Genomic DNA, 13940 nt, shown 5'->3' on the forward strand with positions numbered 1-13940 from the left:
CGCCTCAGCCGCCGGTGAACAGCCCGGTGGCCAGCCGCAGCAGCGCCGCCACCGGAGCGTCCATCATCGGCAGCGTGAAGGCGATGCCGATGAGGCCGGTGGTGAGCGTGAGCGGGAAGCCGATGGCGAAGGCGTTCATCTGCGGGGCGACGCGGGAGATGACGCCCAGCACCGCGTTGACGAACAGCAGGATCGCCACCATCGGCAGCGCAATCCACAGGCCGTAGCGGAACAGCACCGCGCCGAGCTCGTGCAGGCGCAGGCGGTTGATGGCTTCGAGCGCGTTGCCGTCGGCCGGGAAAGCGCCGAAGCTGGCGACCACCGCCTGCAGCACCATCAGGTGACCGCCCATGACGACGAAGAGCAGCATGGTGGTGTTGCCGTAGAAGCGGCCGACCGCGCTGGACTGGGCGTTGGTGGCCGGGTCGAAGAAGCCGGCGAAGTTCAGACCCATCTGCAGGCCGATGATTTCACCGGCCAGCTCGACGGCCGCGAACACGATCCGCACCGCCAGGCCGATCGCCAGGCCGATCGCCACGTTGTGCACGACCGCGCCCACGGCGCCGGGGTCGGTCAGGCCAATCATGGGCTGGTCGGCCAGCGTGGGTTGCGCGCAGATGGCCACCAAAAAGGCCAGGCCGACGCGGGCGCGCATCGGCACTGAGCGGGCGGAGAAGATCGGTGCGCTGCTGAACACCGCCAGCACCCGCAGGAACGGCCAGAACACCGGGGCCACCGCGGCCATGATCTGGGCTTCGGTGAAGGTGGGCATGGGGGGGGAGCGGCGCGCGGCCGCAGCTCAGACCGCCAGACCCGGGATGGCCAGGATCGTGTTGCGGATGAATTCGACGAGTGTGGTCATCATCCACGGTCCGGCGATGGCGAACACGGCGATGGCCCCGACCAGTTTCGGCACAAACGACAGCGTCGCCTCGTGGATCTGCGTGATCGCCTGGAACAGGCTCACCACCAGGCCCACCACCAGCACCACGCCCAGCACCGGCGCGGCAACCAGCAGCAGCAGAAACAGCGCGTTCTGCGACATCGTGAGGGCGGCTTGCGGGTCCATGGTGGCTCCGGGTCAGGTGGCGAAACTGGCGGCGAGCGAACCGAGCAGGAGGTTCCAGCCGTCGGCCAGCACGAACAGCATGAGCTTGAAGGGCAGCGCCACCAGCACCGGCGACAGCATCATCATGCCCAGCGACATCAGCACGCTGGCGACCACCATGTCGATGATCAGGAAGGGGATGAAGATCATGAAACCGATCTGGAAGGCCGTCTTGAGTTCGCTGGTCACGAAGGCCGGCACCAGCACCCGGAACGGCGCGGTCTCCGCCGTCACGTCCGACGGCAATTTCCCCAGCTTGGCGAACAGCTCGAAGTCGGACTGGCGGGTTTGTTTGAGCATGAAGGCGCGCATCGGGGCCTGCGCGCGCTCGATGGCCTGCTCGAAGCTGATCTCGTTGCGCGAGTAGGGGCCGTAGGCGTCGGCGTACACCTTGTCCAGCGTGGGACCCATCACGAAGAACGTGAGGAACAGCGACAGACCGACGATGACCTGGTTGGGGGGCGAGGCCTGCGTGCCCAGCGCCTGGCGCAGCAGCGACAGCACGATCACGATCCGCGTGAAGCCCGTCATCAGCAGCAGCACCGCCGGCAGGAAGGACAGGGCGGTGAAGAACAGCAGCGTCTGGATCGGCACCGAGAAGCTTGTGCCGCCGGGGCCCTGGCCGACCATCAGCGGCAGGGTGGGTCCGGTGGGGGCGGCGGGTGCGCCCTGGGCCCACACGGCGCCGGCGCCCAGCGCCAGCGCGGCGGCCAGCAAGCCGGCGGCGAAACGGTCAGCGCGGCGCATCGGTGTCTTTCGGCGGGCGGGTGAGTTGGGCCAGGCGCGCGGCAAAACCACCCCCGGGCACGGCCGGCGACGCCACCGGCGTCGCGGTGGCCGGTACCGGCATCTGGTGCAGGGCCTGCACCGCGCCGGGCGCCACGCCCAGCACCAGACAGGTCGCGTTCTCGCCTTCGCCCACCTGCACCGTCACCACGCGGTGCTGCGGGCCCAGCGCCAGGCTGGACAGCACCCGCAGCGGCGGGCCGCCGTGGGTGGGCAGGCCGGGCAGGCGGCCGCGGGCCCATTTCAGGGCGAGCGCGAGGCCGACCATCAGGGCCAGCAGCAGCAGGGCGGGCAGGGCGTTTTGCAGCATGGGAGCGGCGCCGGAGGGTGGGTCAGGTCCGGCTGACGCGGCGCATGCGCTCGGACGGCGTGACGATGTCGGTCAGGCGGATGCCGAACTTGTCGTTCACCACCACCACCTCGCCCTGCGCGATCAGGTAGCCGTTGACCAGCACGTCCATCGGCTCGCCGGCCAGCGCGTCGAGCTCCACGATGGAACCCTGCGCGAGCTGCAGGATGTACTTGATTGGCACGCGCGTGCGGCCGAGCTCCACCGACAGCTGGATCGGAATGTCGAGCACCCGCTGGATGTCGCTCATGGCGTTGCCGGCCATGCTCGCGGCAGCGGCCTCCGACGTGATCGGCGCCTGCTGCGCGGCATCGAACACGGGTGCGCCGTCGCTCGGGGTGCTGGCCGCCTGCTCTTCGAGGGCCTGAGCCCATTCGTCGGCGATGGCGTCCTGGTTCGGGGTGTCAGTTGACATAGGAATCTCCCAGCCAGTTCATGTCGATGCCGCGCAGGTTGCGTTCCACGCGCAGCGCGTATTTGCCCTTGTGGGTGCCGTACTGGCACTCGAAAATCGGCACGCCGTCCACATGGGCCGTGATCGACGGTTTGCGGTCGAGCTCGATGAAGTCACCGACCTGCATGGCCAGCAGCTGCTCGACCGTGGCTTCGGTCTGCGCCAGCTCGGCGACCATGGTCACCTCGGCCGCCTGGATCTCGTGGCTCAGGAGCTTGACCCAGCGGCGGTCCACCTCGATGGCGTCGCCCTGCACGCTGGAATACAGCACGTCGCGGATCGGCTCCAGCGTGGCGTAGGGGATGCAGATGTGCAGCGAGCCGGTCAGGTCGCCGATCTCCAGCGTGAAGCTGGTGGACACCACGATCTCGCTGGGCGTGGCAATCGTGGCGAACTGGGGCTGCATTTCCGAGCGCTGGTAGGCCAGCTCGATCGGATACACGCCGCGCCATGCCTTCTTGTATTCCTCGGCCACGACCTCGACCAGGCGGTTGATCACACGCTGCTCGGTGGGCGAGAAGTCACGACCCTCGATGCGCGTGTGGAACTTGCCGTTGCCGCCAAACAGGCTGTCGATCACGCCAAACAGCAGCGTGGGCTCGCACACCACCAGGCCGTTGCCGCGCAGGGGGCGGATGGCCATGATGTTGAAGTTGGTCGGCACCACCAGCTCGCGCAGGAAGGCGCTGTATTTCTGCACCTGCACCGCGCCCACGGAGATTTCGGGGCTGCGGCGGATGAAGTTGAACAGGCCCAGCCGCAGGTTGCGCGAGAAGCGCTCGTTGACGATCTCCATCGTGGGCATGCGCCCGCGGACGATGCGTTCCTGGCTGGAGAGGTTGTAGGTGCGCACGCCGTCGGTCGGCGTTTCTTCCTTCTCCAGTTTCTGGCTCTCGCCGGTCACGCCCTCCAGCAGGGCGTCGACTTCATCCTGTGACAGAAAGGATTCGGACATGGCGGTCTCCCGGGGGTCGGGTCACTGCACGATGAAGCTGGAGAACAGCACGGCCTGCACCGGGTTGTGCACCGCCTTCTTGCGTTTCTTCTTCTTGGAGCCGTCGCCCTCTTCCTCGGGCTCGGGCATTTCGTAGCCCATGATGTCGCTGATGGCCGCGGTGATGTCGTGGGCCAGCTTGTCCTTGCCGTCCTTGCTCAACACCTGGTCGGCGGTGCGCTGCGACAGGAGCATCAGCACCTGGCTGCGGATGCTGGGCATGAAGGCCTTGACCGCCTCGCCGGTCTTGGCGTCTTCCAGCTGCAGGGTCAGGCCGACCTGGATGAAGCGGTTGCCGCCGGCATCGGCGAGGTTGACCACCATGTTTTCCATCGGCAGGAAGGTGGGCGGCGCCTTCGGGTCGGCAGCTTTGCTGGCCTTGGGCGCTTCTTCCTCTTCTTCGCCCTCGGCGGCCGCGGCCTGCTTCTTGATGAACCACAGGGTGCCGGCGCCGCCGCCCAGGGCGAGCACCAGCACGCCGACGATGATGAACAGCAGCTTTTTGCTTTTCTTCGGCGGGGCAGCGCCGTCGGCGGGGGTGGCGGTGGCGGCAGATGACATGGCAATCCTTCGGCTCGGGACCGCGCAAAAAGCGCGGGGGTTGCGAAGGATTGTGGGAGGCGGGGGGGACGGTCGTTGCGCGGAAAAGCCGGGGAATCCGGGCCTTTATCGGCACCCCGCCGGGGCCGGGTGCAGGGCGCCGGCCGGAGGTCAGGCGTAGAGGTCGAGGCGCCCCGGGGCGCCACCGACCGGCGGCCGGGCGACCGGCGTCGGTTCACGCTCGGCGCCGTTCACCGGCGCAGGCCCGGCGCGGCGGCCCTCCGCGCGTGCGGCGGTGGGCCGTTCGTCGCGGGCAAAGCCCTGGCCGCCGGCGGCCGATCCGCCGTGGCTGCCCACCGACACCTGCCCGAGGTCGATGCCGGCCTGGGCGAGCCGTTCGCCCAGCGCGGCCGCGGCGTCCTGCATGAGTTGCTCGCGCGCCTGGGCGTCGTCGGTGCGGAAGTCGAGCTGCACCTCCTGGCCTTGCACGCGCAGCCGGATGTCGATGCTGGCCTCGTCGCCGTCGCCCACGTGCAGGCTGGCGTGGCGCAGGGCGCCGTCGCCCCAGTGCTGCACCTCGGTCGTCTCGGCCGCGTCCCCGGGCGGGGCGTCGGCGCTGGCGGTGTCTGGGGTGGACGCGTCGGTCGGCTCGCGGCCGGCCAGCGTGTCGGCACCGGCGCCGGCGGTGCCTGCGTCGCCGCTGGCCGCGGCTGGGGCGATGGATCCGCCCGGCAGCTCCAGGCCGCCGCGCACACCGCGCGGGCCTTCGCCGACGGGGCTGTCGGCGGCGGCCGGGCCGCGTTCACCGGCCAGCCAGCCGCTGGCGCGGGCTTGCTGGGCGGCGAAGCGCTCGTCCAGGGCCACCGTGGCGCGCGGCGCGGCGGTGGCGGGCAGGCCGGGCTGGTGGGCGGCGGGGCCGGTGGTGCCGTCGGCGCGCTGCCAGCGCAGGCCGTGGGCGTTCGCCGTCGCGTGGGCTGGGGCCTGACCCGGGTGGCTGCCCGCCCCGGGGGCGATTCCCCCGCGGCCCAGCGCCGGCGGTGCTTTGGGGGCGGCGGCGTCGCTGGTGGGGGTGAGACCACTGACGTCGATGCCCGGGCGGTCTGTGCCCGCCGGACCGGCGGCGGACGCGGTGGTGGCGGTGGTGGGGAGGGCGGTGTCGTTCGCGCCACCGGCCCGGCCCGCGAGGCCGGCCAGGTCCGCGCCTGCCCGGTCGCCCCGGGGAAGGGGCATGGTCAGCCAGCCGGCCCAGGGCGGAAGCGAGGGATCGGTGGTGTGGAGCGGGTCGCTGCCCGGATCGTCGGGCGAAGCGGCGTCGCCACCGGGGTTCAGGGCTGCGCCGGGCGCCACCGGCGCGTCGGCGCTGGCCACCAGCGCGAGCAGGGTGGCGAAGAGGTCGGCGGGTGGGCGGCGCTGGCCGTTGGCTCCGGACGCCGGGCTGGCGGACGTGCCCGCCGCGTGGGACGACGCCGAGGACGCCGGGGTGGCGGGTGGGGTGGGCGAGGGGCTGGCGCTGACGCTGCTCATGGGGTCCATCCTGCGGTGCTGGCCTGTGCCTGCGCCAGGCGGTGCAGGTTCAGGGCCATTTCGTCGTTGCGTTTCTGGTCGAGGCGGTTCTCGCGCTGGGCCAGCGCGTGCTGCTGGCGCTCGACGTACTTGCTCAGGCCGGCGAGCTCGCGCTCGGCGGTGATGACGCGGGCGTGGGCGTCGTCCAGCCGGGTCTGCTTCTCGCGCAGCACCGCGGTCTGGAATTCGATGGCGTGGTCCAGCTTGGCCATGAACTGGCGGTGGTGCATGAGCAGGGCGGCGTCCACGCCTTGCTGCCCGCGCTGGCTCCAGCGGGCCAGCGACTCGTCGGCGTAGCTGCGCAGTTGGTCCATCTGGGCCTGCGCGGCGGCGAGGTCGCGTTGCAGCGCGGCGTGGGCGGCGAGGGCCTCGTCGCGGCGCCGGGTGGCGATCTCGATGACCTTGCCCAGGGTGGCGAGGGAACTCATGCGAGGCCCCCGTCAGGGGCCGGGCGGGCCTGGCGCGCGGCGCGGGGATCGGCCAGCGCGCCCTGCAGCGCCTGCAGGCTGCTGGCCAAGGGCGCGGCGTCGTGCATGCCCTGCTGCAGGAAGCGCTGCAGGGCCGGGTGGAGCGCGATGGCACGGTCGGTTTCCGGGTCGCTGCCGGGCACGTACGCGCCCAGCTGGATCAGGTCGCGGCTCTTTTGGTAGCGCGAATAGGCCGCGCGGAACTGGCGCGCCCACTCCAGGTGGGTCGGGCTGGCCACGTTGTGCATCACGCGCGAGGCGGAGGCCTCGATGTCGATGGCGGGGTAGTGGCCCGATTCGGCCAGCGCGCGGGAGAGCACGATGTGGCCGTCGAGGATGGCGCGCGCGGCGTCGGCGATCGGGTCCTGCTGGTCATCGCCTTCGGAAAGCACGGTGTAGAAGGCGGTGATCGAGCCCACGCCATTGAGGCCGTTGCCGCTGCGTTCCACGAGCTGCGGCAGGCGGGCGAAGCACGACGGCGGGTAGCCCTTGGTGGCGGGGGGTTCGCCGATGGCCAGCGCGATCTCGCGCTGGGCCATGGCGTAGCGGGTCAGCGAATCCATGAGCAGCAGCACGTGCAGCCCGTCGTCGCGGAACTTCTCGGCGATGGCGGTGGCGTAGGCGGCGCCCTGCATGCGCACCAGCGGCGGCGCGTCGGCCGGCGCGGCCACCACCACCGAGCGGCGGCGGCCCTCGGTGCCGAGGATGTCTTCGATGAACTCCTTCACCTCGCGGCCGCGCTCGCCGATGAGGCCGACGACGATCACGTCGGCTTTGGTGTAGCGGGCCATCATGCCCAGCAGCACGCTCTTGCCCACGCCCGAGCCGGCGAACAGGCCGATGCGCTGCCCGCGACCCACGGTGAGCAGCGCGTTGATCGCGCGCACGCCGGTGTCCAGCGGTTCGCGCACCGGGTCACGGTCCATCGCATTGAGCGGCGCGCGCTCCAGCGGTGCCACGTCGACGTCGTGGATCGGACCCTGGTGGTCCAGCGGCTGGCCGTGGGCGTCCACCACGCGGCCCAGCAGTCCGCGCCCCAGCGGCAGGCGCAGCGTGCCCCGGTCGTCGGGGGAGGGCGGCGGGTTCACCTGCCCCAGGCGGGGCACGGTGCGGTAGGGGGGCAGTGGCGTGACGCGCGCGCCGCTGGCCAGACCGTGGGTGTCGCCGGCCGGCATCAGAAAGGCGCGGTCCTGCGAGAAGCCCACCACCTCGGCCAGCACAGGCGGCTTGTTGCCGTTCTCGATGAGGCACTGCGATCCCACCGGCACCTTCAGCCCCACCGCTTCCAGCACGAGCCCGGCCAGGCGTGTGAGCGTGCCCTGCACCTCCAGCCGGGTGCGCGTGGCCGCCCGGTCACGCAGGTCTTCCATGTAGTGTTCCCAGCGGCTCGCCGGGCCAAAGGTGCTGTCGCCCGACACCGAATCAGACATCCTCGTCTCCCGCGTGCCAGGGCGTTTCCAGCCCGAGGTTGCCGACCGCGCGCAGCCAGCGCTTCTCCAGCGTGGCGTCCACCGTGGTGGCCGCGCTCTCGACCCGGCAGCCGCCGGGCGTGATCGACGTGTCGGCCACCAGCGCCGGCGCGTCGTCGCCCAGCGTTTCCTGCAGGGCGCCCTTCATCACCGCCAGATCGTCCGGATGCAGCCGCAGCGTGGCCGGCAGGCTGTCGTCGACCAGCTCGCGCAGGGCCTCCTGCACCACCGGCAGCAGCACCTGCGGGTCGGCCTGCAGCTCGCGGCGCACCACCTGGCGCGCCACCTCGCAGGCCAGATCAAGGATATGGCGAGAGATCGCGTCTTCATTGCGCTTGAGCTGGTCGCGCGTGGTGTTCAGCACCAGGCCCAGGCGCACCGCGGTTTCCTCGGCGGCGCGGCGCAGGCTGGCCTCCAGGGCGTCGCGCACCTCCTGCGACCCGGCGTCGTGGCCGTGGGCGAAGCCCTCGTGGTAGGCCTGTTCGCGCGCGGCCTGAAGGACCTCGGCGCTCACCGATTCGGCGGCGGGCTTGCCGCGGCGCGGCGCGGCCGCTTCGCTGCCGTCCACCGCGGCGAACTCCCAGGCCGCCACGCCGCCAATCTCCTCGCGCGGGATGAAGCGCGAGTGCGGGGAGGCCGGCTTGGGCACCGGGCGGGGATCGAGCTTAGACAAAGGCTTCATCGTCGCCTCCGCCGCCCAGCACGATCTGGCCCTCGTCGCTCAGACGGCGCACGACCTTCAGGATGTCCTTCTGCTGGGACTCGACCTCGGACAGCCGCACCGGGCCGCGCGATTCGAGGTCCTCGCGCAGCGCCTCGGCAGCGCGGCTGGACATGTTCTGCAACACCAGTTCCCGCAGCTCGGTGCTGGCGCCTTTCAGCGCAATCACTAGCTGGTCGGTCGACACCTCCTTGAGGATCAGCTGCACCGACTTGCCGTCGAGCTTGAGCAAATCCTCGAAGGTGAACATCTTGTCCATGATCTTCTGGGCCAGTTCGGAGTCGAACTCGCGGATCGACTCGATCACCGAGCTCTCGATCTGCGTGCCCATCATGTTGATGATCTCGGCGGCCGTCTTCACGCCGCCCATGCTGGTCTTGCGGATCTTGTCGCCACCGGCCAGCACCTTGTAGAGCACCTCGTTCAAGTCCTTCAGCGCCGTGGGCTGGATGCCTTCGAGCGTGGCGATGCGCAGCATCACCTCGTTGCGGGTGCGCTCGCTGAAGTTTTTCAGCACGCCGGCGGTCTGGTCCGCTTCCAGGTGAACGAGGATGGCCGCGACGATCTGCGGGTGTTCGTTGCGCAGCAGTTCCGCGATCGACAGCGGGTCCATCCACTTCAGGCTCTCGATGCCCGAGACATCGCCGCCCTGCAGGATGCGGTCGATCAGCAGCGCCGCCTTGTCGTCGCCCAGCGCGCGCTTGAGCACGCTGCGCACGTAGTTGTCGGTGTCGCTCACCAGCAGGCTCTGCGACGAGGCCGCGCTGGTGAATTTCTGCATCACCTGATCGACCCGTTCGTGCGAGACGGCGCGGGTCTTGGCGATCGTCTCGCCGAGCTTCTGCACCTCTTTCGGGCTGAGGTGCTTGAACACCTCGGCCGCCTCTTCCTCGCCGAGCGACATGAGGAAGATCGCGGCGTCCTGCACGCCATCGTCATCCATGGGTGGGCTCCGAGAACAAGGGGTGATGGGGGCGGGTCAGGAGGCTCATGCCGGTGCCTCCCCGTTGACCCAGCCCTTGACGATGTTGGCCACCGCCGCCGGGTTTTCCAGCGCGAGGCGCTTGGCGTCGGACAGGCGCTGCTGCTCGGGCGTGATCACGTCGCTGGCGCCATTGGCCACGGGCTGCGGCAGGCCCGGGCGCTCGGGGGCGTCGTCGAGCACGGCGTCCAGCGCCTGGGGTTGCAGCGTCGCCACCCGCGGGGCCGGGTTCTTCATCAGCTTGAGCACCGGACGCACGAGCCCAAAGATCACCAGCAGCGCGGTGCCCAGCAGCGCAAGCGGCCAGGCGAAGCTGCGGGCCAGGTCCAGCACATCGGCGCGTTGCCACAGCGGCAGCGCGGCCGACTCGGCGGTCTTGACCTCGTTGAAGGGGGCGTTGACCAGGTTGACCGAGTCGCCGCGCGACTGGTTGAAGCCGATCGACTCACGCACCAGCGCGGTCATCTGTTCCAGCTGCGCGGCCGGGATGGGCGTCGGCACGACCTTGCCGCTCTTGTCGGCCACGCCCCGGTGGTTCACCACCACCGCCGCGCTCAGGCGGCGCACCTGCCCGGTGGCCTCGCGCACGACCTTGACCGTCTTGTCGACCTCGTAATTCACCACCGACTCGCGGCGCAGCTGGCCGGGCTTGTCGGTACCGCCCTGCGCGGTCACGCCCACCGGCGCCGCCGGGCCGTTGATCGGTGCGCTGCCCGGCGCGGGCGGCTGGTTGCTCACCGCGCCCGGCACGCCGGCCGGTTGGGCGGTGGCCGCTGCGCTGTCCTCCACCAGTTGCTGGCTGCGCACCGCGCTGGGCGCACCGCCCTGATTGGGGGCGTGCTGTTCGGAGGTGGATTCGACCAGCGAGAAGTCCACATCGGCGGTCACCTGGGCCTTCACGTTGCCGGCGCCCACCAGCGGCTCCAGCATCTCCATGATGCGGCGCGTGTAGAGCTGCTCGATCTGCTGCACGTACTGCAGCTTCTGCACATCGGCGCCCTGCGCCTGCCCGTCCGGCGGGTTCGACAACAGGTTGCCCGCGTCGTCCACCACGCTCACCGCCTTCGGGTTCATCTCCGGCACGCTGCTGGCCACGAGGTGCACGATGCCGGCCACCTGGGCGCGGTCCAGCGTGCGGCCGGGGTGCAGGGTGAGCAGCACCGACGCGCTGGGCTTCTGCTGCTCGCGGAAGAAGCCGTTCTGGTTGGGCAGGGCGAGGTGCACACGGGCCGCCTGCACCGAGGCCAGCGACTGGATCGAGCGGGTCAGCTCGCCTTCGAGGCCGCGCTGGAACGTCAGGCGCTCCTGGAACTGGGTCATGCCGAAGCGGTTGGCCTCCATCAGCTCGAAGCCGCTCACCGAACCCTTGGGCAGACCCTGCGAGGCCAGGCGCAGGCGCACGTCGTGCACCTGGTTGGCCGGCACCAGGATCGCGCCACCGCCCTCGGCGTGTTTGTAGGGCACGTTCATCTGCGACAGCTGCGCCACGATCGCGCCGCCGTCCTTGTCGCCGAGGTTGGCGTAGAGCACGCGCCAGTCGGGCTGGCGGTTCATGAAAAAGGCGGCCAGGGCGAGGGCCAGCAAGGCCAGTGCGCCCACGCCCAGCTTGATCTTCTGGGCCGTGTCCAGGCGGGCAAAGCCGTCGCCCAGCGCGCTGCGGCGCGCGGGCTGGAGTTCGACGTCGGCAACGGTGGTGTTCATGAGGGCTGTGACAGCGGTTCGCCGGGGTGAAGTCACCCCCGATGCGACCGAGTATGGCCAGCGCCCGTCCGCGCCATAGCGGGGAAAAGGCCGCCCTTTGGGCCCTTATTCCCCACCCGTGAAACCCGTCACTTCCCTACAGTGCGGGACATTGCCTTATCCGACAAGGAGTCCGCCATGGACGTTCGTATTGCCCCGCTGAGCAGCCAGAGCCTCGGTGGCCTGAAGCCCGCCGCCAGCCGCCCTCCCGTGGGGGGTGCCGGTCTGGCCGACAGCTTCAAGAACACCTTGAAGTCCGTCAGCCAGGCCCAGAACGAAGCCTCCCGCCTGCAAACCCAGGTCCAGCTGGGCAACCCCCAGGTGAGCCTGGAGGAAACCATGGTGGCGATGCAGAAGGCCCAGATTGGTTTCCAGGCCACCCTGCATGTGCGCAACCGGCTGGTTCAGGCCTACACCGATGTCATGAACATGAGCGTGTAAACGCTCAGTGGACCGCCGCCGGGTTGTTGCGGTCCACCAGCTGCGCCAGGTCGTTGAGCCACGGCTCGGCCAGGCAGCGAATCTCGGCATCCGTGCGCAGGATGCGCTGCATGATCGCCACCTTCTCCTTGCGCTCCTCCGGCCCCAGTTCCGCGCTGCGCGACTTGTAGCGCAGCTGCGCGATCAAGACCGCGCAGGCCCCTTCGAGACGAACCACCTGGTCCCAGTCTTCCTGCTGGGCCGCCTCCAGCATCTGGCGGCTGGTCTTCTCGATGGCTTTGTAGTAGTCGAGCAGCCCGTCGGCCATCTCAGGCTCCCTTGACCGCGGCAGAGCGGATGGATTTCCAGGACTCGGCCAGGGGGGCGATGAGGTCGATCACCTCGCTCACCGCCGCGACGTCGTTGCGCAGGTTGGCCAGCGTGAGGCGCTTGATGCTGTACTCGTACACCGCCTTGAGCCGGACGGTCAGCTCGCCGCCGGCCGGGTTAAGGCTCGCCTTGAGGCCTTCGTCGATGATGCGCATCGCCTTGGCCATCGCGTCGGATTTGCCGGCGATGTCGCCGCGCTGCATGGCCGCGTGGCCCAGCCGCAGCTGCTGCAGAACCGCGTCGTAGAGCATGTCGACCAGACGGTGCGGGTCGGCACCGGTGATCTCGGATTCGACCGACACGCGGCGGTAGGTGGTGGCGGCACGGGTGCTGATGGGGGTGTACATGGCATCTCTTCCTGATGAGCGCTGATGCCTGGTTGTATCGGCACCCCCCGGGCCAACTGTAGGCATGCGACCGTGCATCACTTCTGGTTGTTCCAGAGCGTGACTTGTTGGCTCACGAAGGCGTTGAGGCCGCTCAGGCGGCCCACGGCAGCGTCCATGGCGTTGTACTGGGCCAGGTAGCGGGCCTCGGCGCGCGAGACCCGCTCGTTGAGCTTGTCCTGTTCCTTGGCGTTGCGCGAGATCGCGTTGCGCAGCGACTCGGTGCGGCTGGTGACCGCGCCGCCGCTGTTGATCATGCCGTCGGCAAACGCCTTCACCTTTTGACCAAAGCCCTGCTCGGTCGCCACGGTGCTGCTATTGGCAAACAGCCGTTGCAGCGCCGCCGGGTTGGCCATGGCGCGGTCGAGCTTGGCGCTGTCGATGGCCAGGGCGCCGCCGCGCTGCATCGTGATGCCGATGTCGCTCAGGCGCTCGAACTCGCCGCCGGGCGTGACCGACCCCATCATGCGGCGCAGCGCGTTTTGCAGCCCCACCGCAGTCGAGTCGCCCTGCAGCGAGCCGGCCACCTTGGTGTCCGGATCAAACCGGGTGGAGGTCGCCAGCATGTTGTTGAGCGCGTTGTAGGCGTCGACAAACGTCTGGAGGTTTTTGCGGATGTTGTCCCGGTCCTGCTGGACACCCACTTCCACCGGCGCGGTGGTCAGCTTGTTCAGCGTCAGCGTGATCCCGGGCAGGGCGTTGCTCACCGAGTTGCTCTCGGAGGTGATCGGGACGTTGTTCACCGTGGCCTGCGCGTTGACGGCGGCCTGCGTCAGGGACATGCCATGCATCGTGCCGGCGTTGCTGGCGTAGGCCAGCCGCGACAGGCCGTTCGCATCGCGGGGGGTTCCGTCGTCGTCGGTGGCGGTGATCTGAAATGCCCGGGAGACACCGGTGTCGTTCGCCCGGACCAGCAGGCGCTCGCCCGTGCCGTCGCGCAGCACCGTGGCGTTCACCCCGGCCCGGCCTTCGTTGATCTTGCGGGCGATGTCGGTCAGCGTGTCGCCGGCGACCACGCTCACGTTCACCGCCGCGGCGGTGCCGGGCGTGAAGGTGGTGCCGCTCCAGCCGCCGAGCTGGATGGTCAGCGTGCCGCTGCCCACCGCCGTGCCGGAAGGAATCGTCGCGGACGCGGTGGTTTGCGCGCGGGCCAGCGCCTGGACTTCGACCGACATGGAGGTGGGCGTGGTGCCCGCCTGGGCGCTGATGCCGACGGCGTCGGAGGTGGTGGTGCCGCGCACCCCCGTCCAGGCGGACGCTTGGGTCAGTTTGCTGGCCGCATCGCCGAGGGCCGAGACCATGCCGTTGATGGTGCCGAAGACCGACAACTTGCTCTGGAAAGAGGCCGCCTGCTGCTGCAGCGGCACCAAAGGCTGCCGTTCCAGCGCGACCAGCTTGGACACGATGCCCTGGATGTCGATGCCGCTGGCGAGGCCCGGGGAGGTGATGGCCATGGTTTGCCTTCCTGTTGAGGATGACCCCAGCGCACGTCGGTCATGCGCTGGGGTCATCCCCCAAGCACGGAAGCGGCAGGGCAATCAAAGCCGCTGCCGCCGCCGGGAGGGGCGGGC

Annotated in this window: 17 protein-coding genes; 1 reads left to right on the top strand and 16 read right to left on the bottom strand. The window is 69.9% G+C overall.

What is annotated here, in order from left to right; genetic code table 11:
- Positions 1-4: 4 nt before the first annotated feature.
- From fliR to fliF, 13 genes are all read right to left on the bottom strand, one after another.
- Entirely contained in the window at positions 5-772 is a 768-nt protein-coding gene (fliR, locus tag AC2D80_RS01160) for a flagellar biosynthetic protein FliR (RefSeq protein WP_484631143.1), read from the bottom strand.
- A gap of 27 nt (positions 773-799) precedes the next feature.
- Positions 800-1069, bottom strand: a complete 270-nt coding sequence (gene fliQ / locus AC2D80_RS01165) for a flagellar biosynthesis protein FliQ (protein ID WP_484631144.1) — start codon at positions 1067-1069, stop codon at positions 800-802.
- 12 nt (positions 1070-1081) lie between these two features.
- Positions 1082-1855: a flagellar type III secretion system pore protein FliP gene (gene fliP / locus AC2D80_RS01170; protein ID WP_484631145.1), complete on the bottom strand. Its 774-nt coding sequence runs from the start codon at positions 1853-1855 to the stop codon at positions 1082-1084.
- On the bottom strand, positions 1842-2204 hold the full coding sequence (locus tag AC2D80_RS01175; RefSeq protein WP_484631146.1) for a FliO/MopB family protein: 363 nt from the start codon (positions 2202-2204) through the stop codon (positions 1842-1844). The genes fliP and AC2D80_RS01175 overlap by 14 nt, the downstream gene beginning before the upstream one ends.
- Before the next feature lie 22 nt (positions 2205-2226).
- Entirely contained in the window at positions 2227-2658 is a 432-nt protein-coding gene (gene fliN, locus AC2D80_RS01180) for a flagellar motor switch protein FliN (RefSeq protein ID WP_484631147.1), read from the bottom strand.
- Positions 2648-3652 carry a flagellar motor switch protein FliM gene (gene fliM, locus AC2D80_RS01185; RefSeq protein WP_484631148.1) on the bottom strand — a complete coding sequence of 335 codons (1005 nt, stop codon included), beginning with the start codon at positions 3650-3652 and terminating at the stop codon, positions 2648-2650. Before fliM ends, fliN begins: the two co-directional genes overlap by 11 nt.
- A 21-nt stretch (positions 3653-3673) precedes the next feature.
- Complete coding sequence (locus tag AC2D80_RS01190; RefSeq protein WP_484631149.1) at positions 3674-4252, bottom strand: flagellar basal body-associated FliL family protein; 579 nt, start codon at positions 4250-4252, stop codon at positions 3674-3676.
- A gap of 150 nt (positions 4253-4402) precedes the next feature.
- Positions 4403-5755, bottom strand: coding sequence for a flagellar hook-length control protein FliK (locus AC2D80_RS01195; protein ID WP_484631150.1), 1353 nt, complete (start codon positions 5753-5755; stop codon positions 4403-4405).
- The gene (gene fliJ / locus AC2D80_RS01200) at positions 5752-6222 is read right to left on the bottom strand and encodes a flagellar export protein FliJ (protein ID WP_484631151.1); all 471 of its coding nucleotides are present in this window, start codon (positions 6220-6222) and stop codon (positions 5752-5754) included. Before fliJ ends, AC2D80_RS01195 begins: the two co-directional genes overlap by 4 nt.
- The gene (gene fliI, locus AC2D80_RS01205) at positions 6219-7691 is read right to left on the bottom strand and encodes a flagellar protein export ATPase FliI (protein ID WP_484631152.1); all 1473 of its coding nucleotides are present in this window, start codon (positions 7689-7691) and stop codon (positions 6219-6221) included. The genes fliJ and fliI overlap by 4 nt, the downstream gene beginning before the upstream one ends.
- On the bottom strand, positions 7684-8412 hold the full coding sequence (locus AC2D80_RS01210; RefSeq protein WP_484631153.1) for a FliH/SctL family protein: 729 nt from the start codon (positions 8410-8412) through the stop codon (positions 7684-7686). The genes fliI and AC2D80_RS01210 overlap by 8 nt, the downstream gene beginning before the upstream one ends.
- Positions 8396-9394 carry a flagellar motor switch protein FliG gene (fliG, locus tag AC2D80_RS01215; RefSeq protein ID WP_484631154.1) on the bottom strand — a complete coding sequence of 333 codons (999 nt, stop codon included), beginning with the start codon at positions 9392-9394 and terminating at the stop codon, positions 8396-8398. Before fliG ends, AC2D80_RS01210 begins: the two co-directional genes overlap by 17 nt.
- A gap of 45 nt (positions 9395-9439) precedes the next feature.
- Positions 9440-11134, bottom strand: a complete 1695-nt coding sequence (gene fliF, locus AC2D80_RS01220; protein ID WP_484631155.1) for a flagellar basal-body MS-ring/collar protein FliF — start codon at positions 11132-11134, stop codon at positions 9440-9442.
- Positions 11135-11311: 177 nt separating this feature from the next.
- On the opposite strand from fliF, the gene fliE reads away from it, so the two are divergent.
- The gene (fliE, locus tag AC2D80_RS01225; RefSeq protein ID WP_484631156.1) at positions 11312-11614 is read left to right on the top strand and encodes a flagellar hook-basal body complex protein FliE; all 303 of its coding nucleotides are present in this window, start codon (positions 11312-11314) and stop codon (positions 11612-11614) included.
- Positions 11615-11618: 4 nt separating this feature from the next.
- Here fliE and AC2D80_RS01230 read toward each other — a convergent pair whose 3' ends face one another.
- From AC2D80_RS01230 to fliD, 3 genes are all read right to left on the bottom strand, one after another.
- Complete coding sequence (locus AC2D80_RS01230; RefSeq protein WP_484631157.1) at positions 11619-11921, bottom strand: flagellar protein FliT; 303 nt, start codon at positions 11919-11921, stop codon at positions 11619-11621.
- Between the two features lies 1 nt (position 11922).
- A complete protein-coding gene (gene fliS / locus AC2D80_RS01235) occupies positions 11923-12330 on the bottom strand; it encodes a flagellar export chaperone FliS (RefSeq protein ID WP_484631158.1) in 408 nt (135 codons plus the stop codon).
- A 77-nt stretch (positions 12331-12407) separates the two neighbouring features.
- On the bottom strand, positions 12408-13823 hold the full coding sequence (gene fliD / locus AC2D80_RS01240; RefSeq protein WP_484631159.1) for a flagellar filament capping protein FliD: 1416 nt from the start codon (positions 13821-13823) through the stop codon (positions 12408-12410).
- Positions 13824-13940: the final 117 nt, after the last annotated feature.

Source organism: Hydrogenophaga sp. T66 (genome assembly GCF_057219855.1).